The sequence below is a fragment of the Rhizobium sp. BR 362 genome (genome assembly GCF_036528765.1).
Lineage (GTDB): Bacteria > Pseudomonadota > Alphaproteobacteria > Rhizobiales > Rhizobiaceae > Rhizobium.
This window is the reverse complement of record NZ_JARWGH010000013.1, coordinates 94673-113705: the sequence shown is the minus strand read 5'-3', so window position 1 is coordinate 113705 and position 19033 is coordinate 94673. Positions and strand designations below refer to the sequence as shown.

General features: G+C 59.2%; 18 protein-coding genes. 2 read left to right on the top strand and 16 right to left on the bottom strand.

Annotation, left to right across the window (positions count from 1 at the left end; translation table 11 throughout):
• Positions 1-56: 56 nt before the first annotated feature.
• The 15 genes from fliQ to QDY28_RS17905 all read right to left on the bottom strand — a co-directional run bounded on the left by fliQ (position 57) and on the right by QDY28_RS17905 (position 14789).
• Entirely contained in the window at positions 57-323 is a 267-nt protein-coding gene (gene fliQ / locus QDY28_RS17975; RefSeq protein WP_028751226.1) for a flagellar biosynthesis protein FliQ, read from the bottom strand.
• A gap of 31 nt (positions 324-354) precedes the next feature.
• Positions 355-852: a flagellar hook assembly protein FlgD gene (gene flgD / locus QDY28_RS17970; RefSeq protein ID WP_331383014.1), complete on the bottom strand. Its 498-nt coding sequence runs from the start codon at positions 850-852 to the stop codon at positions 355-357.
• Positions 843-1292 carry a flagellar biosynthesis repressor FlbT gene (flbT, locus tag QDY28_RS17965; RefSeq protein WP_331383013.1) on the bottom strand — a complete coding sequence of 150 codons (450 nt, stop codon included), beginning with the start codon at positions 1290-1292 and terminating at the stop codon, positions 843-845. The genes flgD and flbT overlap by 10 nt, the downstream gene beginning before the upstream one ends.
• A complete protein-coding gene (flaF, locus tag QDY28_RS17960; protein ID WP_028751223.1) occupies positions 1289-1636 on the bottom strand; it encodes a flagellar biosynthesis regulator FlaF in 348 nt (115 codons plus the stop codon). Before flaF ends, flbT begins: the two co-directional genes overlap by 4 nt.
• A gap of 37 nt (positions 1637-1673) precedes the next feature.
• Positions 1674-2732: a flagellar hook-associated family protein gene (locus tag QDY28_RS17955; RefSeq protein WP_331383012.1), complete on the bottom strand. Its 1059-nt coding sequence runs from the start codon at positions 2730-2732 to the stop codon at positions 1674-1676.
• 3 nt (positions 2733-2735) lie between these two features.
• Entirely contained in the window at positions 2736-4211 is a 1476-nt protein-coding gene (gene flgK / locus QDY28_RS17950; protein WP_331383011.1) for a flagellar hook-associated protein FlgK, read from the bottom strand.
• 27 nt (positions 4212-4238) lie between these two features.
• Positions 4239-5519 (bottom strand): flagellar hook protein FlgE, encoded by a 1281-nt coding sequence (locus QDY28_RS17945; RefSeq protein ID WP_331383010.1) that lies wholly within the window; start codon positions 5517-5519, stop codon positions 4239-4241.
• 290 nt (positions 5520-5809) lie between these two features.
• Positions 5810-6481, bottom strand: a complete 672-nt coding sequence (rem, locus tag QDY28_RS17940) for a transcriptional activator Rem (protein WP_331383009.1) — start codon at positions 6479-6481, stop codon at positions 5810-5812.
• A gap of 280 nt (positions 6482-6761) precedes the next feature.
• Positions 6762-7349: a transglycosylase SLT domain-containing protein gene (locus QDY28_RS17935; RefSeq protein WP_331383032.1), complete on the bottom strand. Its 588-nt coding sequence runs from the start codon at positions 7347-7349 to the stop codon at positions 6762-6764.
• Complete coding sequence (gene fliK / locus QDY28_RS17930) at positions 7297-8973, bottom strand: flagellar hook-length control protein FliK (protein ID WP_331383008.1); 1677 nt, start codon at positions 8971-8973, stop codon at positions 7297-7299. Before fliK ends, QDY28_RS17935 begins: the two co-directional genes overlap by 53 nt.
• A 2-nt stretch (positions 8974-8975) precedes the next feature.
• The gene (gene motC / locus QDY28_RS17925) at positions 8976-10280 is read right to left on the bottom strand and encodes a chemotaxis protein MotC (protein ID WP_331383007.1); all 1305 of its coding nucleotides are present in this window, start codon (positions 10278-10280) and stop codon (positions 8976-8978) included.
• 3 nt (positions 10281-10283) lie between these two features.
• Positions 10284-11786 carry a MotB family protein gene (locus QDY28_RS17920; RefSeq protein ID WP_331383006.1) on the bottom strand — a complete coding sequence of 501 codons (1503 nt, stop codon included), beginning with the start codon at positions 11784-11786 and terminating at the stop codon, positions 10284-10286.
• Complete coding sequence (locus tag QDY28_RS17915; protein ID WP_331383005.1) at positions 11783-12412, bottom strand: hypothetical protein; 630 nt, start codon at positions 12410-12412, stop codon at positions 11783-11785. Before QDY28_RS17915 ends, QDY28_RS17920 begins: the two co-directional genes overlap by 4 nt.
• A 221-nt stretch (positions 12413-12633) precedes the next feature.
• Positions 12634-13611 (bottom strand): flagellin N-terminal helical domain-containing protein, encoded by a 978-nt coding sequence (locus QDY28_RS17910; RefSeq protein WP_331383004.1) that lies wholly within the window; start codon positions 13609-13611, stop codon positions 12634-12636.
• A 257-nt stretch (positions 13612-13868) separates the two neighbouring features.
• The gene (locus tag QDY28_RS17905; RefSeq protein ID WP_331383003.1) at positions 13869-14789 is read right to left on the bottom strand and encodes a flagellin N-terminal helical domain-containing protein; all 921 of its coding nucleotides are present in this window, start codon (positions 14787-14789) and stop codon (positions 13869-13871) included.
• Positions 14790-15107: 318 nt separating this feature from the next.
• Here QDY28_RS17905 and QDY28_RS17900 point away from each other — a divergent pair, with 318 nt between their 5' ends.
• Positions 15108-16595, top strand: coding sequence for a pyridoxal phosphate-dependent decarboxylase family protein (locus QDY28_RS17900; RefSeq protein ID WP_331383002.1), 1488 nt, complete (start codon positions 15108-15110; stop codon positions 16593-16595).
• Complete coding sequence (locus QDY28_RS17895) at positions 16589-17851, top strand: ATP-grasp domain-containing protein (protein WP_331383001.1); 1263 nt, start codon at positions 16589-16591, stop codon at positions 17849-17851. The genes QDY28_RS17900 and QDY28_RS17895 overlap by 7 nt, the downstream gene beginning before the upstream one ends.
• 127 nt (positions 17852-17978) lie before the next feature.
• Here the strand turns inward: QDY28_RS17895 and QDY28_RS17890 are convergent, their stop codons facing one another.
• Positions 17979-18890, bottom strand: coding sequence for a flagellin N-terminal helical domain-containing protein (locus QDY28_RS17890; RefSeq protein ID WP_331383000.1), 912 nt, complete (start codon positions 18888-18890; stop codon positions 17979-17981).
• Positions 18891-19033 lie beyond the last annotated feature (143 nt).

Sequence of the window (19033 nt, the reverse complement as noted above, 5' to 3'; positions counted from 1 at the left end):
CATCATTAAAAGGCGAAGCTTGCGCGAGAATGGCCTCGCGCCGATGCCCAATCGTCCTAAAATCCCGACTGAATTCTCGAAAAGACGAGGTTGGTGAAGATCGAGATCTGCGAGCCGACGAAGGGAGCCGTGATGCCGACCGTCACCATGACCGCGACGATCTTCGGCACGAAGGTCAATGTGGCTTCCTGCACCTGGGTCAGCGCCTGGATCAAGGCGATGACGAGGCCGACGATCATCGCGGCGAGAACGGCCGGGCCCGAGGAAACGAGCACTGTCCAGATCGCCGCCTGGAAGATATCCAATGCATCGGCTTCATTCATGATATCTTCATCCTTTAGTTCAGCCGGCTCCTCATGAGCCGCTGGTCGAGTCAGTGCTATCCGTCGAATCGCTGCTGCTAGTATCCGTCGTTGACGTTGGCGCATCAATAGTCGTTCCCGAAGGAGCGACGGTAACGCCGGCCTGCAGCAGGACTTTGTCGCCCGCCTCGGTTTCTGCGATGATACCGTCCGAATAGACGGTTACTTCCTTGATCGTGCCGGTCACCGTGCCGTCGGCACTCAGGATCTCCTTGCCGATATAGTCGGACGCATTCGAAATCCATTGGTTCTGCAGCACCGTTTCCAGGTGTGAGTTCGTCTGGATCTGCTGTTCGACCTGAGAGAAGCTGGCGAGCTGCGAAATCTGCTGGCTGGCATCCATCGGATCGGTCGGATCCTGCGTCTTCATCTGGGCGATGAGGAGCTGGAGGAAGTCGTTATAATTCAGGGTAGCGCTCGCCGACGCCGCTGCCGCCGAGCTCGAAGAGGTGCTGGTACTGGTGCTGCTGGTGACCGCATCTACCGCCACGGCGCGATCTCCCGGCGAATGTGTTCGATGGTCGCCGCCGGCATTTCCTGGCTGTGGAGAATGCTGTCTTCGACCGGGTAGAGAGCGCGGATCGCCTTCAACGCATCGAAGGCGCGGCCCGTCGCGACGAGGCCGTCGATGCGCTTCAGCTCGGCCAGCACTTCCTCATTGCGGAAGCACGAAAGCAGCATGACGATCGACTTGCGGAACATTGCCGTCGATTGTTCCTTGCCTTCCGGATTGATGAGGATCATCTGCGCGATGAAGTAGAGCTGGCGCAGCGGCGTCGTCGCATCCTCCGGCTGGAGAACATGGTTCTCGAGCAGGAACGTCACATCATTCAGGAATTCGAGGGCAACCTTGCGGTCAACGCGCAGCACGGCCCCGTTGATAAAAATTCTTTCCCCGGCTTTAAGCGATATGCGAAGCGTACTTTTCATTTAAGTCCATCCCTGATGATGGTGGTGACATCGATGATGCCTTGATAATTTTCAGACTGGCGCCTGCGGATCCGGTCGCATTCCTTCAAAATCCAGATTGCGATAGAGATCAGATTGGCGCGCAGTTCGACGTTAAGCTGGTTCTCCGGACTTTTGAGATCCTCGATGAAGCTGATCCAGACGCGTCTTGTGTAGAACAACGCCTCGATTGCTTCGCGGCCGTACTTCCCCTTGTCACGGGCCGCAGAGAGAAGAGCTATCGACCGGTCCAGAACTTGCCGTTCTCTTTCCTTGGCGTCGGCCACCGCATCCTGCATGACTTCCGCATATGAGAACTGATACATTCATGCATCCTTCCTGGTCATTACATCCCTTTGATCATCAAAGGTAATTTACAAGGCTCAGCTGCTGTATCTTGGAGACGATAGTATAGGCCGTCTCAAGCTGAGTTTCGAGGCTGTTGACCTTGGTCGAAGCCTCGTAAGGATCGACTCCGGTAAGGTCACCGATATTAGTGTTAATGATGTCTTTCTGGGCGTTCAGCGATGTGTTCGCATCCGAGAGACGCGATTGCGACAGGCCAAGCTGGCTCGACTGGTCGTTGATTCCATCGATCGCCTGACGCGTATAGCTGGTGGCTTGGTCGTTGACCGCGTTCAGCGCGTCCTGGCTGAGGTCCAAACTCGAATCCATCAACGAATTGACCACGGTGGTTGCGAGCGCCAGGTAGCGCATGCCGGGTTCATTGGCGTTGGTCGAGGAATCGATCACTTCCGAGTTGCTGATGCGGCTCGACATGTTCTGATCCGAAGCGGCCGACCAGCTTGCCCAGTTGTCCGGCGCCGATGCACTGTCCGAAGTGAACATCGGCTCGACCTGGGTGGTGATGAAGTCCGTCATCTGGTCGCCGGTGAGTTGGTCGACGCTCGTGCCATTGTCGGTGGCATATTGCTCCAACGCCGCCTGGATGGACGTCGTTGCGTCGGCGGTGTAGTCGGTCATCGGCTGCACGTCGGTATTCGTGCCGGCGAAAAGATACTCGCCGTTGACCATGGTATTGGCATCGGAGAGGAAGCTCGAAAGCGTCGCACTCGCCGTCTGCTGCGTCAGGGATACGCTGCTGCCATCGGTGTTGCCGCGCAGCGCCACCAGTTGGTCCATCAGTTTCTGGGCCTGGGACGACATATCGCTCAAAGCCGTCTGCGAGGACGACATGCGCTGGTCGGCGATCGAGTTGCTGCTGAGCAGGGAATCGATGCGCGTCACTTCCCGCGTGAGATTGACGCTGAGCGCGGTGTTGCTGCCCAGCGCGACGCCGATATCGGCATAGACACCAGTCGTCGCTTCTGTCGAAGCATCCGTCATCTCATTCTGCGACTGACGGATCGTCTGGCGCATAGCGTTCTGAATGGCTGCGCTTGAAATGAAGGAAAGTTTCATGGCTTAGCTCGCAATATCCAGTACCGATTGAAGCATCTCGTTCACGGCGTTCAATATCTTCGTTCCCGCCTTGTAGGATTGCTCGATATCCATCATCAGCGTCAGCTCTTCGTCGAGGTTAACCCCGGTCTCGTTCGAATAGACTTCGGATGACCGAGACAGCGCCGCCGAGGTATTTTCCGCCGCCGAATTTGCGGAGCTGCGCTGATCTTCCAGCCAGCCGATAGAATCGGACGCGTAATTCATGATGCTGGCCGTCGTGTCGGAGCCGGCATCGGCGTCGAAGTCCATCTTCGTGTCAAAGCCGGTGACGTAGGAGTCGAGCAGATCGGAATAGCCGCTGTCGCCACTGCTGTTGACGACATAGTCGGAACCGTTGATGCCACCATCCCGCAAAAGGGTGGGATCGCCGCCCTGCGAAGTGATCAATGCGGGATTGACCGCAATCGTACCGGCCATGCCAGCAACGGCGGTGGCATCGGTCTCTACGGTACCGCCACTCCAGGTGAAAAGGCCGGGCAACGGATCTTGAGTGGAGTCGGTCTGGTTCTTCTCAGAAAACATCGACACAAGGCCGCGTGCGATTTCGTCGAGCTGCTTCTGGTAGGTCGGGGCAACATCGTCGCGAACCTGAAGGGCGGCCTGAAGACTGCCCTGGGCCGTCGTATCCGCACCCTCACCGGGATCGAGTGCCACACCATCGATATAAACACTGTTGCCGACGGTGCCATCCGTGTAGGAATTCGTCGACGTGAAGGTCACCTTACGCGGTATCGTCTCGAACAGCGTCGTGCCGCCGCTGGTATAGAGTGCCATGTCGCCGTTCGAGCGCGTAACCGTGGTGACGCCGACGATCTGCGAAATCTGTTTCAGGACCGCGTCGCGCTGGTCCGTCGCATCCGAGAGCGCAGAGGACGTGGGGCCGGCGGTTGCCGTCGCGGTCTTGACCGCATCGTTCGCCTGTTCGAACTGCGCGAGCAAGCTGTTCAGCGAATCGACGTCCGAGCTGATTTCCTTGTCGGCATCGGCGCGGATTCCATTAACGGCCGTGGTGGCGTTGTTCAGGGAATTTGCAAGATCCTGGGCGGCGTTGACGGCCGATTGCGCTGCGGTGGTGCTGGCCGGCGAACCGGCAAAGGTCTGCATTGCCGTCTGCAGGGCGGCAAGGTAGGTGGCCGGCGCGATCTCGTTGTCATTGCCGCCGATCGTTCCGGATTGAATATCCTCGTAACCCTTCAGCAGGCGCTGCTGAGCAGCATCGTCAGACGTGCTGCCCAGGAACGCTTTCTGCAAGGATGGCTCGTCGGCGCGGGCGATCTTTACGACCTGGGCGCCAGTCATGTCCGTCGTCAACATCGCCTGGCGACGGGTATAATCCGCATTGCCGGCGTTGGCGATATTGTTCGATACGACACTGCTCTGCGTGCCGGTATTGTTGAATATCGCTTGCGCGTTATTGAGTGCTGTGGTGAGCGACATGGCTGGCTCGGTACCCTATCGTACTTATTAACGTTGCAGGTTGACGAGAACGTCCAGAAGGTCGGAACCGGCTTGGAACACCTTGGAATTCGCAGTGTAGCTTTTCTGCGCCTCGATCATGTTCGTCAGTTCGGTCGCAAGGTCGACGTTGGATTCTTCCAGCGCGCCGGACTGAATATAGCCAAAGCCGCCGGTCTGCGGGAAACCGGTCACCGTAACGCCCGAGTCGCCGTTGGCCGAATAGACGTTGCCGCTCTCCAGCGTCAGATTGTCGGGGCTTGCCACCGTGGCGAGCGGGATACGATAGAGAGCCTTGGTGGAGCTGTCCTTGTAGACAGCATTGACCGTCCCGTCCTTGCCGATCGTGACGCTTGTTACCGGGTTCGGAGCCTGACCGTTCATTTTGCCCGTGGCATTGAAGTCAGTGGCGACCTGAGTGAAACCGGTGAAATCCATCGAGATGGTTTGAGTCGTCGATCCGCTGGTGTAGCTGAGATCGAACGATCCACCTGATGTTAAATCGCCGTTATCGTCAAAATCCAGCTCCGTGCTACCGACCGGATCACTGCTATAAAGTGCAGTGCCCGACGTCGGATCGGACACCAGGTCTGCCTTATTGTAGACCGTTACATCCCACGTGTTATCCGCTGTCTTGGTATAGTAGACGTCGAAGGTGACGGCATTGCCCTGGCTGTCATAACCGGTGATCGAGGCCTTGCTCGTGTCGTCGGTTACCGGCGCCAAATTTTCGGACGGCAGATAACCCGTGGAGCTGCTGGTCGCGATGTCTGCATTGGAGTTAAGGTTGCCTGACATCTCGCCAGTCGTCGTGGCGATGGCAGTAACGCCGTTCTGGCTGACATTGACCGGCTCCAAGCCGCTGAAGCCGTTGACGACCACAGAAGCCGTCCCGGAGGAGTCTGCGGGATAGCCCATCAGCGTAAAGCCGGCGGAATTGACGAGATTGCCCGAGGAGTCTGCCGAAAAGTCGCCGGAGCGGCTTAGAAACGTCTGTCCGGCCGAACTCTGGACGACGAAGAAGCCGTCGCCCTGGATTGCGAGGTCAGTGCTCGAAGTGGTGTAGGATATGTTGCCCTGCTGCGAGATCGCGCGGTGCACAGACGTCTGGACGCCGCCGGAACTGTAGCTGCCGGCCGAGGAAGGCAGGACGAGGGAGGAAAAGCTCGTCGATGCTTCTTTGTAGCCGGTCGTGCTGGAGTTGGCGATGTTGTCAGAAACGGTACCCAAACGGTTCGCCTGGGCGTTCATCCCTGAAACCGCGGTTTTCATGCTGCCGAAAATGCTCATCTGGAATCCTCGTTTTCCTCGTAAGGCTGAGAGTATGGGGCGGGCCTTGCGTGAAGCTGTCTGAAAAGAGGAAAAGCCGGTCATCATGATGCAGCTTTTCGGAGATTGCTGCGACGCGTTCATAGGAGCGCTCAAGGTCGCAGTAAGCGTAAGAGTTGGCGCACCTTCGCGTCCGAACACCGGGATCGATGTTCGGAGAGCCCGCGTATAATTCTGGGAATTGGGAGAAATTCTGGGAGGGAATTACACGCGGGGTTCAAGCGTTGCTACGCCAAATCCCGGTCGGTGCATCAATTCCAATCGATGCAGTAGCCAAGGAAGCGCTTGGAATCGACGGGATCGAAACCGAGCTTCTTGCGCAACTTCTTGCGCAGCTTGGAGATATGGCTTTCGACGACGTTTTCTTCGACTTCCTCGTCGAAGATGCCGTAGATCGCGTTGAAGATCTGCGTCTTGGTGACCCGGCGGCCGCGATTGGCAATCAAATATTCCAGAATGCGACGCTCGCGCCGCGGCAGGGCGAAGACTTCGCCGTTGATTTCCGGATCACGGCCGTCGGCGAAGACGCGTATCGGGCCGATGTCGGTGTAGCTGGTGATCGCCTTCAGCCTCCGGCGGATCGCAGCCGCACGGGCAAGGATCTCGCGAGGATGCACCGGCTTGCGCACGACATCGTCGACTCCGCAGTCGAAGAGCGCCAGCGTCGATTCCAACGAGGGTTGATCGCTGACGGCGATGACGGGAGCTACCGACCGGTCGCGAATTGCCCGGGGCAATTCGTGCACATGCTGTCCCTGTCCGATCAGAAATGCTTCGACAGCGGCAATATCGCCGTCCGCAGCGGTCGTGACCCATTCGCCGAATTCCCGGGGATCGAACCCCGTCGACGGGATGCCCTCGCGCCCAAAGAGAGAAGTGTAACCATCCTTAACGAGCTCTCGCTCATCAACCACTACGATCATTCGTCCGCCTCCGAATCAGTGTGGTGTTTCGATGAACTATGGGTACGAATCGGGCGAATCACGAACAACTGTCGGAAATGAGTGACGGGAATTAACAATTGATTAAGATTTGGGGGCCGATTTGCACTATATGTAGTGGGTACCTTGTGTTTTACACCGATAAAAAATTGGTTAGTTAGTATATTATGAATATATGTAATTCAGGCGATCCGCATGTTGTCAACCATGCCAAATAGGTTAGCGGCCACGCACGAAAAGCCAGATACAACTTTCGGTTAGATCAATTCTGGCAGAAGGTCGCCGCGTTGGGCGTCCATTTTCCATATCCGGTGGCGACCAGATTGGCGATGACACGGCAGACATAGACCTTCTGGGCGGGGTCGTTGTTCGGGCCGGCGTGGTATCGTGCTACCGCCATCGTCCAGGTTTCATGCCTGTCATGGAGGTCGCGGAGGAACTTGGCGGCATATTCGACATTGCGATGCGGGTCGAACATATCGGCAACGGAGGCGAAATTTTCGCCGTGAAAATACTGGTTGATCTGCATGCAACCGATGTCGATCAGCTTCGCGCCGCTCTGTTTTGCCGCAACAAAGGTCTGCAGGGCGGCGCCTTCGGATGGCGGGAAAACCGGCTTGCCTTCGATGTTGAGGGCATAAGCATAAAGCGAGCCCTTGCGTCCGGTCTCTGTCAAACCGACCGAATAGAGGATGCCTTCCGGTATTCCGAATTTCGCCGCAGCCGACTGGATTTCGCGCTCGCACAGGCCAGCGGCGCCGTTGTTCGGCGAGGCGCCGTTCGCGGAGGCAAAAGCGTCAGAGGTAAACGTCGCCAGAGCGCAGGCGCTGAGCAGTGCCAGCAGCGCCATCTTCCGTGCCACGTTCGCTCGAACCGCGATTGCCGTCATTGCCATTTGCCTGCTGTCCTGAATAGCTCTGCCCCCTGGGTCGTGCGTCCCCACCCTGCCCCTGGTTCAACAGGGATTGCTGTTGGGACTGCCCCTGAAAGCCGGATTGCCTGCCGCTATCCGATTGCTGATCTGCGTTCGAGGCCAAGGTCACGGTGATATTGTCGACCTGATAGCCTTGGGCGCGCAACGCGTCGACCATGTGGCTCTGATCGGCGTGAAGCTGCCGATAGGCCTCGCTGGTCTGCACTTTGAGATCGACACTCAACTGGTCGCCAGAGAGGCGCATGGTGGCGGTGACTTGGCCGAGATCGTTGGGATGCAGTTGGATTTTGAGCGTATTGACGACCTTGCCGGTGCTTGTCCAGCTCGCCGCGTTGGAGAGCGCCGAAGCCGGCTGCATCGCACCCGACCACTCACCGTCTCCCGCCATGGCGCTTGTGACGAGCGCCGCGTTGGAATTGGCCGCAAGACCGAGGTAGCGGCGAGAATCGAGCACGGTAACGGTCTCCGCATTGCCGCCGCTTGATGCCTTGACGTCGACCTGTGCCGTGTCGTCGCTGCTCGTTTTGCTGATCGACATGTCGAGCGCGCCGCCGCGGCCATCGGCGCGCACCAGCCGGAAGGTCTGCGCGGTGGCTGTAGCGTCGGCAACGGAAGAAGGCGTTGTGTCGGCGTCCGTGGCATTCGCCGATGCATTCTTCAACGTCACATCGGCGAGTTTCGGCAAGGGCTGATCCGGCTCCGCCTGAGTTTTTCCGTCAGCGCCGGCGAACACATTCGCCGCGTTCTGCGGTGCGGCAGCGACCGCACCGGCCGCCGCCTGCGGCACATTCAGAAGCGACAGCGCGTCTGAGGCCGCACCGCCGGACTGGGTGCTTTGCGTCGCCGAAGCCTTACCGTCATCGTCTGTTGACGTCGTCTTGCTTGTCTTGCCCGGCGCCGGCGCTTGCGTCTTGCCGTCGCCATTGCCTTGCACCGGCTGATTGCCGGCAATCACGTCCGCCAGTTGCTGCGCAATATTATCGAGCTGATCCGAGGTCTGGGCCTGTGTTTGACCCAGAATATCGGTTGCATCCGCATTGCTGGCCGGATCGGTCGCCTCAGCCTTATCGGCAGGCGCTGTATCGGCCTCAGCCGGCGTTTGGAGATCCACCAGCGATTTGGAAAGGTTGGACGCAGCCGCTCCCTGCGGGAACTTGGCAACGCCAGGCTGCTTGGAGCCTTTGGCCAGCTCGGCGAGAGCGGCGATGTTGGAGGCGGACGGATCGATCATGCCGGCTCCGATGCTGCTGTCATCCATGGGCGGCGGTGTGGCCGGTGTGGTCGCCGTCGGATCGCCTGCCGAATTTTTTACCGTATCCGCATCTGCGTCGGCACCGGTATCGGTCCCGGTCGCCGCATCGGTCGTGTCCGTATCATCCGGAGCGGTCGCGTCGGATTTTCGCCCGTTGCCGCGCGAACTGGTCAGTGCATCCAGAAACCCTTTGCCATCACCGTCATCCTGCTTGGCCGAACGCCCGCCTTTGGCAACAGCAACCAGATCGGCCCCGGGTGGGGCACTGGCGATACCGATATCCATCATGATCAATGACTTTCCTGCTTCAACAGGCCGTCGATGGCATCAAGCTTCGAGCGGCTCGTCGTGACGAATGCGTTGAATGAAGAGTCGGCCTCCTGCCTCTCTTCCTCCGGGGCGTGAGCCGCCTTTGCCGGGGCTCCCTCCTCAACACCCGCCGTGCCAGGGGACTTGGCCCCAGGTTGGTTCGTCACAGCAGCATCGTGTTCAGTATTTTCTTGATTAGGCAGATTAAGAGGTGAGACTTGCGTCAGGCTTGTCGCGTCCGGCGCACGCAGGATTTCGTCCGCCACCACCTTGGCGGCCTCGCGCAGAGCGCGATCCTGCGCGTTCAATTCGCCGGCCGGCATCTGGTCGATGTTGCGCACCGCCGCCCCCAAATCGGGCGTCGACACGCCGGCAACGCCGCCATAAAAGCCCGCCAGAGCGCCGAACGCATCGCCACCGTCATTGGAAATGGCTTGGGCGCGACCGGCGGCGAGCGCGGCAAGATCGGCCTTGCCGGCGATCGCGGCGCGGCGGGCCATTCGCAGATAGATTTCCCGCTGCCTCGGCGGATCCATGAAGGCGAGGATATCGACGATATCCTGCTGCTTGAGCTCGCCGTCATGATCGACGACGAGCTGCACGAAGAGATTGGCGAATTGGCTGGCATAGGGCGAATGCAGAAAGCGCCTCGTGTAGCGCTGCGCATAGTCGAGACCCTGCGGCACCATATTGGTGTCGGCGCACAGAGCAAGGGAGCGACGCAGCGCCGATTCCTCGACGATGGTGCCCGGCGACGTCAAACGAGCCCAGTCATAAAACTTCAGCGCCGCCTTGGGATTTTTGGCGGACATAACGTTGCCGGCAACCAGCGAAAGGTAAGGGCCGATCTTTTTGTCGCGATATTCCTTGGCAATATCGGCGAGCGTGTTGACCACCAGCAGCCCTTTGCCGTTCAGATATTTCCTCAACACGTCGGCAACGCGATTGTCGAAATTTCCGTTGAGGTCGCGCGACATTAGATATTCGAGCGTAGCGGGATTGCCGCCGCTCATCGCGTAGATCAATGCGGCATCGACGTCGCGGCTGTCGTCGAAGGCGGATTTGTCGGCGGTGCGCAGGCGTTCGTCGATGGTCGACAGCATGAAACGCTGCATCTCGCCGGCCGAACTGTCGCCCGCCACCACGGAGTCCTGAATGAATTCAAGCGAGCGCAGCATCTTGTAGGGCGGCAGGTTGTCCGGCCCCTCGGCACCCGCGATCCCCGGCATGAACATGCCGAGGGTCAAAGCGAGCGCGAGGCGATGATGATGCTGAAGGCGCGCCATGGACTATCCCTGTTTGCCTTGGCTCGGCTTGCCTTGGCCCTGTTTACCCTGCTTGCCTTGGCTCGGCTTACCCTGCGCCGGTTTAATCGGCTCCTGATTGCCGCCATCGGTCTCGCTCTTGGCGGCTTGGTTCGAAGCACCCTGAATCAGGATCTCGATGCGGCGGTTGGCGTCGTTGAAGGGATCGTCAGGCAGCTTCAGCCGGCGGTCGGCAAAACCCGAAACCTGCGCAATCCGCTTCTCGTCCAGTCCGCCGTTGACGAGCATATAATAGGCGCTCTGGGCGCGGTCGAGCGACAGGCGCCAATTGTCATTGTGGCCGTCGACCATATAGGGACGCCCGTCGGTATGGCCGCGGATTAGGATCGAACCTTTGCGGTCCGCGAGAACCTTGCCGATCTTGGCCATCGCCAGCACCATCTCCTGACGTGGAACGGCCGAGCCGATGTTGAACATCGGGTCGTTGGTCTGATCGGAAATCGTCACGAGCAGACCGCCCTCTGCCGGCGTGACCTGAAGACCTTCGGCAAGCTGACCGGCAACGCCGCTGATCTGCTTCTCGATAGCCTGCTGCAGGTCCTTGGCGTCCTGCTGCTGATCTTTCGTCGGCGCGACGTCCTTGTTCTGCGCCGCGGCAGTAGTGCCTTCGCCTGTCGAAGCATCGTTTTGTTCAGCGGCGGCGGCGCTGGCGCTTTGCTGGTTCGCCGTCTGCTTTTCAGCCTGTTTGTTCTGCTGGTCCTTATCAAGGGTTTTCTGGTCCGGCGACGCCTGCTGATCGCTCAGCGTCGGCTGCTCCTCCGGGTTTTGCGGCTCGGTGGCCGGCTGGCCGGAATCGGCGGCGGTCGCCTTGGAAAGGGCAATCACTTCGCCCTTCGGGGACTGGTCGGATTTTGCGGACTGTTCTTCGTCCGCCTTCTTCGAGGCGCTGGAGACCTGAACCTGCTTCGTCCAGAAATCCGGATCGAAGGGATCGCGATAGGCCTGGCCGCCATCCGCGCCGGTGGCGGGACCCGACTGGGCAGCGCCCCCCTCACCCTTGGCGCTGACATTGGCCTGCTGACCGACCTGCTGAGCGATTTCAGCCAGAACCGAATATGGATTCTCGAAGAAATCGGCTTCGGAATAATTGGTCTGATCGCCCGACGTCGAAGTCTGGTCCTCACCAGAATTGGCGGACTTGCCGTCGTTCGGATTGTCTTCCTTGTTCTTCGACTTCGCCTGGTTCTTCTGCCCGTCCGCCTTGTCGACGGGCTTCTTCAGTCCCTTTTCCGTCGGCTTTTCGTCAGCAAGCTTGATCGGGTTGAAATAGGAGGCGACGGAGGCCTTCGTCTCTTCGTTTGCGGCATTCACCAGCCACATCACCAGAAAGAAGGCCATCATCGCCGTCATGAAGTCGGCATAGGCGATTTTCCATGCGCCGCCATGGCCACCTTCATGATCGCCGCCGCCATGCCGCTTGACGATGATGATCTCGTGTTTGGCCTGGTTTTGATCGCCGTCGCTCATTTCAGAATCTCTTTCAGACTAGCGGCCCAGGCAGACATTCGGGTGACGAGAACGCTCTCTCCGATCGTTACGGTGAGATCAACATCGCGAGCCTCCGTGTGGCGCAGCAAAACGCCATTTTGGCCGATGCTGGCATGCAGAGCTTCGAAGAGATGACGCGGGCCGCTGACGGTAATCGGGCCTGCCGCGCCATCGAGAATTGCCGCCGTCACCCGTTCAGCGAGGTCGGCGACGGCTCTCGCCGTCAGCGCTTCGGTCATGATCGGCGCGAGTGCGACAGCAGCCTCCGCGCTGATCGCCTGCCCGAGCGTCGTAGCGAGCTGCGTCAATCCGTTGACAATCTTCTCGGCCGCGCGCTCCTCATACCGGGCGCGCAAGGCGTCCATCTCGCCGCGATGTGTTTCGGCGATCGTCGCCAACTCGGCCTGATGCTTTTGCTCGAGTTCCTGCGTCGCGGCTTCGTGGCCCTGCGCATAAGCTTCGCGGCGCTCCGCCTCGATATCGATCATCGGCGCTGCCGGCGTTTCCGGGAAGTCCAAAGTCTCTTCGAACGGCATGTCCGGCATTGCAGGGGACGGCGGCGGCTCGCTGAAATCTTTGAGATAGCGGGACAGTGTCGGGCTCATACTGACATCCTCCCCTTTTCATCCGCAGAAGGCCGCGAACTGATTTCCCGACAGGCCCCTTGAATTTCCATGCTCAAAACGTCGATCATCACGCTTCCGGTTTCCGTCCTGCGGCCATGCTTTGCGCGCGCAGCCATGCCATTGCGATGGACCGTAGGGGGTCAAACTTGTGCGAGGATGAATGCGGCAGGCGCGAGCCTCTCGGCCGCGCCGACCCGGAATCACTTTGCCTGAAGCAGGATCAACATCTTGCTCGACATGGTGTTGGCGATCGACAGCGCCTGAATGCCCATCTGCTGTGCCGTCTGCAGTGCGCTTTGGCGCGCGGATGCCTCTTCCATGTTGGTATCGACCAGATTGCCGACACTGGTCTTAATGGCGTCGCTGAGCTTGGAAATGTAGTCGGACTGATCGTCGATACGGGATTTCATCACGCCCAGCGTCGAATCCGCTGACGTCACCTGCTTCAGGATCGAATTCGTGACGTTGATCATATCGGTGAGTTGATCGTCGGTCGTGCTGTCGGAAATGGAAATTTCGGTGCCGTCGGAGGGCGGCGTACCGGAATCTGCAGCAAGGAGATAGTAATTGCGGGACGTCGACGTTCCATCGGAGCTATCGAACGTGCTGGCGTCGATGTCCTTCGTCAGCAGCCCACGGCTCGCATCAGAGGTGTCGATCATCAAGGTTTGCGAGCTGTCGTAATTGATCGTTACAAGATTGACTTGGCCGCTCGAACTACGCGTAAAATTGCTGATGACGGATTGCTCGGTATCGGGCTGCGCATCGGCGTTGTAGAGCCAGTTCTCACCGGAGAAGGACGCGGATTGCGTGACCGACTGCAACTGGTCCTTGAGCTGCTGAATGTCCGCATTGACAGCGGTCTTGTCGGTGCCGGGCTCCTTGGCCGAAACCAGTTTGGCCTGGATCTGGGTCACGAGATCGACGACCGAATCCATGGCGGTGGAGGCGGTATCGACCTTCGAGGCGCCGAGGCCGAGCGCGTCGCTGATGGTTGAAAGACTGCTCTGGTCCGATTGCATGGTCTTCGACATCGACCAATAGGTCGGATCGTCGCTCGCGTTCTCGACGCGATACCCAGACGAAACCTGTTCCTGCACGACACCAAGATCTTTGTTGACGCCGCGCAATACGGTCAACGCGGCCAAAGAGGCGGGGTTTGTCGTCACATTGCTCATCGGAAAATCCGTAATTCTATTGGGAACGGCAGACCGGACCGATCCGGCAGCAACGAACGGCCTCATGCCCGCCAGCGGGAATGATCCCAACGCGGCCCGTCGCTAGATAAAGCCCTGCGGCTCCAACGAAATCGGTTGGACACCGGGGCTCTGCGCAGATACTGCAAATCAGTACCCCGGAACGTTAACAAAAGCTTACGCGCGGCGGCAAGAGAGAAATGCCGCCGCGCTTTTCTAGCGTAAGCCCCGGTCAAGGCTCACTTGAAGAGCGCCAGGACGTTCTGGGCACTGTTGTTGGCGATCTGGAGCGACTGGATCGCCAATTGTTGCTGTGTCTGCAGCGCCGAGAGCTTGCTCGATTCCTCTTCCATATTCGCATCGACAAGCTTGCCGACGCCGGAGTCGATCGTGTCGCTCAGTGTAGAAACGAAGCTTGTCTGCAGGTCGATGCGGGTCGACAGCGAGCCGAGCTGCGAAGCGGTGCTCGTCATCGCGTTGAGAGCCGACTGCACCAGGTTCATCGCCTGGGAAATGTCGCCGCTCGTCATGTTGGTAATGTCGAGGCTGAAGACAGAATACCCGGTGCCGTTGATATCCTGCGTGGTGCCGAGGATACCCGAGCTCGTATCGATCGTGCCGTCGGCATTGGCGCCGAACATCACATTGCCTTGCGATCCCGTGTCGAACGAATAGCTGGTGCTGTTGACTTCGACCGTGCCGTCGTTGTTGCGGACGAAGGAGGAGACGACCGATGCGGAGGCCCCATTGGCTCCGATCATCCAGTTCTGCCCGGAGAAGGAAGCAGACTGCGCGATGCTCTCAAGCTGCTGCTGAAGCTGCGAAATTTCCTCCTGAACATCCGACTTGTCGACGCTGTTTTCCGTTGCCGCAACAAGCTTGTCCTTGATCTGCTGGACGACATCGATGGAATTGTCCATTGCCGTATAGGCGGTGTCGACCTTGGCGGCGCCGAGACCCAGAGCGTCGGAGACGGCCGAAAGCGCGCTGTTGTCGGAACGCATGGTGGTCGCGATCGACCAATAGGCTGCGTTGTCGGCGGCCTTGGCGACGCGATAGCCGGAGGATACGCGGTTTTGGGTGTCTTCCAGATTGTTGTTGATCGAGCGCAGAGTCTGGAGAGCAGACATTGCCGCATCGTTGGTCAAAATGCTGGTCATGGAGAAGTGCCCCTTGTGGCTGAAATTGGAAGGGACATTCCGGTCTTCGGCCGGGAACGGCAGTCAGCGTCATGCCTGTTAACCGGCTCTTAGGAGAAGTTAACCAACCGTTGCGTTAGCCGCAGATGACAACATTAGGCTTAATAAAAGGTTAACGGCAAAACCGGAAAGTTAACAAAATCATATATCCCGAAAGGCTGGCGGCACATCAGGTCAGCTTCGCGCCACCTTGGGCGGCGTAAGATTGTTACGATCGGCTGACTATCCCGCCAGAAACGGTGATCGCGACGTCGACAATTCAGCCAATGCGGGATCGGCATGTTAAGTTTGCAAGACGGCGAATTGCCGTGGGATGGATCTCCTCAACGAACAAGCCTCGACCCCGACGACTGGCATACCCTGCGCAAGCAGGGTCACCAGATGTTGGACGACATGCTCGACCATTTGGCAACGCTCTCCGAAAAGCCCGTCTGGCAACCGGCCCCGTCGCCTGCGCGCGCTCTGTTCGACGCGCCGCTGCCGGTCGAACCGACTGCTATGGCGGATGTCCATGCTATATTCCGCGACAACATCCTCCCCTATGGCAGCGGCAATATCCACCCGGGATTCATGGGCTGGGTGCAGGGCGGCGGAACGGCCGCCGGCATGTTGGCGGAGATGCTGGCCGGTGGCCTGAACGCCAATCTCGGCGGGCGCGACCATATGCCGATCGAGGTCGAGCGTCAGATCATCCGATGGACGCGGCAAATATTTTCATTTCCCGATACCGCCGGCGGCCTGTTTCTGACCGGCGCCTCGCAGGCAAATTTCGTCGCCGTCCTGCTCGCGCTCGGTAGAAAACTCGGTACCGATGTCCGTGCAAAAGGCCTGTCGAACGAGCAACGATTGGTGGGCTACGCATCGAGCGAAGTGCATGGCTGCGTGCCGCGCGCCTTTGAAATGTCTGGCATCGGCAGCGATCAGCTCAGGCGTATCCCGGTCAATGCGGCGGGGCAGATCGATATTTCGGCTCTCGAAGCTGCGATCGTGCGCGACAAGAAGGCGGGACATACGCCCTTCCTGCTCATCGGAAGCGCGGGGACGGTGAATACTGGAGCAGTTGACGACCTCACCGCCTTGCGCGGTATCGCCGACGCCCATGACCTGCATTTTCACGTCGACGGCGCGCTGGGGGCCTTGGGCATCCTCTGCGATGATCTGGCGCATCTGTTCACCGGCATCCAATCCTGCGATTCGCTCGCGTTCGATTTCCACAAATGGGGTCAGGTGCCATACGACGCAGGCTTCCTGCTGGTGCGGGACAGCGCATGGCAGCGTCAGAGGTTTGCCTCGGAAGCCGCGTATCTCAGCCGTGCGGCCTCTGGCCTGGCCGGCGGCGACTGGTGGCCTTGCGACTATGGCCCGGACCTGTCACGTGGCTTCCGCGCACTCAAAACCTGGTTCACCCTCAAGACCTATGGCCTCAAGGCTTTGGGGGATTCGATGGCTGCCAACTGTGCTCTGGCACGCGGTCTGGCGTGCCGGATCGAACGGGAGCCCGCCTTGCGGCTCCTCGCGCCGGTCGCGCTCAACATCGTCTGCTTTGCCTATGTCGGCCCCGGCGGTGATGCGCCGCCGCAGGTCAATGCACGGATCATCGAACATCTCCACGGCGAAGGGCGCGTTGCCCCTTCCCTCACCCACTTCAACGGACAACCGGCAATCCGCGCCGCAATCGTCAATCATCGCACGCGGCAGGCGGATATCGACGCGCTGATTGACGGGGTTCTGAAACTCGGTTCTCGACAGGATTTGCTCCCATGCTGATGACATCCGGCCTCGTGGCCGATCGCGCCCCTGATGAAATCGGTGGCGCCAACCGAATTCTGGGCATGCAGAGGATCGTGTCGCTCATCTATGCCGGCGCCGATGTGACGCCGCTCTGGAACGAGCTGATGCAATGCGTCGGGGCCGACGGCACGGATGCGGCGGCGATTTTCGATCTGGCGACGATCCTGCAGACGCTTGGCCGTTCCGAGGAAGCTCAACAAGTCCTGCGCGGCGCGGTGGATCTGAGCCGCAATTTTTGCGTCGTCCATGGGAATGGATCGGGACCTCGGCTGCTGGCTTTCGTTACGCCGGGCAACTTCATGGCGAACACGCCGCTGGATTTCCTGCTGGCGGACAGCAACTGCGTGCTTTGGCTGCATTATGTGGATACCGAAACGACCGCGCTCGCGGACTTGCCGGATCACGACGTTGCATTCATGGCGATCGGCGAATCGACGGAAAATGCCCCCGTGCTTGAACGGATGCAGAAGCTGCTGGCCGATTTTAGCGGCCCGATCATGAACAACGATCCGGAACTGATCAGTCGGCTGACCCGCGATGGCGTTAGCGGCATGCTTGCCAATGAGCCCTCCATTTTATCGCCGAGCACATATCGCATACCGCGCGGAGACCTCATTGCTATCGGCGCCGGCATAAAAACCCTGGATGAATGCGCACCGGGGCTCTCGTTTCCGCTCGTGGTTCGCCCAATCAGCACCCATGCCGGCAACGGAATGGAACGCATTGCCGACAACTCGGAACTGTCCGCATGGATTGTCACGCAGCCGGCTCCCGAGCTCTATGTGGCACCCTTCATCGATTTTCGCGGACCGGACGGCCTCTACAACAAGCAGCGCATTGTATTCATCGGCGGGAAGGCTTTCGCCAGCCATATGGCGCTCTCCGAGCATTGGATCGTGCATTATCTCAGCGCCGGCATGGCGGAAAGCCCGGCCAAGCGCGCTGTCGAAGAGGCTTGGATGGAGAATTTCGACACGGATTTTGCGATCCGCCACCAGGAGAGTTTCGCGGCTCTCTATCGGCACATAGGCCTCGATTATTTCGGTATCGACTGCGCGGAACTTCCCGACGGACGTCTGCTGGTGTTTGAACTCGACGTGGCGATGGTCGTCCACAACATGGATAGCCCCACCATCTATCCCTATAAGCAGGTTGCCATGCGCAAGCTGTTCGATGGCTTCATCGATGTGGTGCGCAGCAGGATGGCCGGTGCAGGGCCGAACGCCTCCTGAGCAAACTTGCTCGGGGAGAGTGCCAATTGGGTAAAGGCACCCCGAAAAACAAAACCGCGCCTCTTGGGAAGGCGCGGTAAATCTTTTGTTTCGAATTTCAGCCGGCGCCGAGCGCCGGCTCTTCCTATTAACGGAACAGCGACAGGATGTTCTGCGAAGAGGAGTTGGCGATCGAGAGCGACTGGACGGCCAGTTGCTGCTGCGTCTGCAGAGCAGAGAGCTTGCTCGATTCCTGTTCCATGTCGGCATCGATCAGCTTGCCAACACCCGATTCGATCGAGTCTGACAGCGACGAAGCGAAAGACGTCTGCAGGTCGATACGGGTCGAGATCGAGCCGAGACGCGAACCCATGCTGGTCATGGAGTTCAGAGCGGTCTGAACCATGTTCAGGGCGCTGGAGATCTGGCCGCCGGTCATGCCGGTGATGTCGAGGCTGAAGACCGAAGCGCCGACCGTGCTGTCCACGGTGCCGAGAATGCCCGAAGACGTATCGATCGAGCCGGAATTCGAGCCGAACAGAACGTTGCCCGTTGCGCCGGTGTTGAATGCGTAGGACGTCGTGCTGACCGAAACGGTGCCGTTGGTGCCGCGGATGAAGGAGGAAACGACCGAGGCGGAGTCGTTGGCGGCAGCCACGACCCAGTTTTCGCCGTTGAACGAGGCGGACTGAGCGACGCTTTCCAGCTGCTGCTGCAGCTGGCCGATTTCTTCCTGGACCTGACCCTTGTCGACCGAGCCTTCCATGGCGGTGACGAGCTTGGACTTGATCTGGCTGACGATGTCGAGGGCGCTCGTGACTGCGGTGGTTGCCGTGTCGACCTTGGCGGCACCGAGGCCGAGGGCGTCGGAGACGGCGCCGATAGCGCTGTCGTCGGACTTCATCGTCGTGCCGATCGACCAATAGGCGGCGTTGTCGGAAGCCTTGGAGATGCGCAGGCCGGAAGAAACGGCATTCTGAGTGGTCTGCAAGTCATTGTTAATGCCGCGCAGGGTCTGCAGAGCGGACATTGCAGCGTTGTTGGTAAGGATGCTCGTCATAATATTTTGCCCCTTTGGCAGCGGTTAAATAAGGGACATTCCGGACCTAAAAACCGGTAACGGCACTCAGCATCATGCCTGTTAACCAATCTGTTAAGGTTAACTCGCCGTTTCAATGGTGTTAGAAAACAGCAATATGGTTA

Coding starts and splice junctions, on each gene's coding strand:
- fliQ (WP_028751226.1), bottom strand. CDS start 323: ATGAATGAAGCCGATGCATTGGATATCTTCCAGGCGGCGATCTGGACA.
- flbT (WP_331383013.1), bottom strand. CDS start 1,292: ATGAAAAGTACGCTTCGCATATCGCTTAAAGCCGGGGAAAGAATTTTT.
- flaF (WP_028751223.1), bottom strand. CDS start 1,636: ATGTATCAGTTCTCATATGCGGAAGTCATGCAGGATGCGGTGGCCGAC.
- QDY28_RS17955 (WP_331383012.1), bottom strand. CDS start 2,732: ATGAAACTTTCCTTCATTTCAAGCGCAGCCATTCAGAACGCTATGCGC.
- flgK (WP_331383011.1), bottom strand. CDS start 4,211: ATGTCGCTCACCACAGCACTCAATAACGCGCAAGCGATATTCAACAAT.
- QDY28_RS17945 (WP_331383010.1), bottom strand. CDS start 5,519: ATGAGCATTTTCGGCAGCATGAAAACCGCGGTTTCAGGGATGAACGCC.
- rem (WP_331383009.1), bottom strand. CDS start 6,481: ATGATCGTAGTGGTTGATGAGCGAGAGCTCGTTAAGGATGGTTACACT.
- QDY28_RS17935 (WP_331383032.1), bottom strand. CDS start 7,349: ATGGCGCTGCTGGCACTGCTCAGCGCCTGCGCTCTGGCGACGTTTACC.
- fliK (WP_331383008.1), bottom strand. CDS start 8,973: ATGATGGATATCGGTATCGCCAGTGCCCCACCCGGGGCCGATCTGGTT.
- motC (WP_331383007.1), bottom strand. CDS start 10,280: ATGGCGCGCCTTCAGCATCATCATCGCCTCGCGCTCGCTTTGACCCTC.
- QDY28_RS17920 (WP_331383006.1), bottom strand. CDS start 11,786: ATGAGCGACGGCGATCAAAACCAGGCCAAACACGAGATCATCATCGTC.
- QDY28_RS17915 (WP_331383005.1), bottom strand. CDS start 12,412: ATGAGCCCGACACTGTCCCGCTATCTCAAAGATTTCAGCGAGCCGCCG.
- QDY28_RS17910 (WP_331383004.1), bottom strand. CDS start 13,611: ATGAGCAATGTGACGACAAACCCCGCCTCTTTGGCCGCGTTGACCGTA.
- QDY28_RS17905 (WP_331383003.1), bottom strand. CDS start 14,789: ATGACCAGCATTTTGACCAACGATGCGGCAATGTCTGCTCTCCAGACT.
- QDY28_RS17900 (WP_331383002.1), top strand. CDS start 15,108: ATGTTAAGTTTGCAAGACGGCGAATTGCCGTGGGATGGATCTCCTCAA.
- QDY28_RS17895 (WP_331383001.1), top strand. CDS start 16,589: ATGCTGATGACATCCGGCCTCGTGGCCGATCGCGCCCCTGATGAAATC.
- QDY28_RS17890 (WP_331383000.1), bottom strand. CDS start 18,890: ATGACGAGCATCCTTACCAACAACGCTGCAATGTCCGCTCTGCAGACC.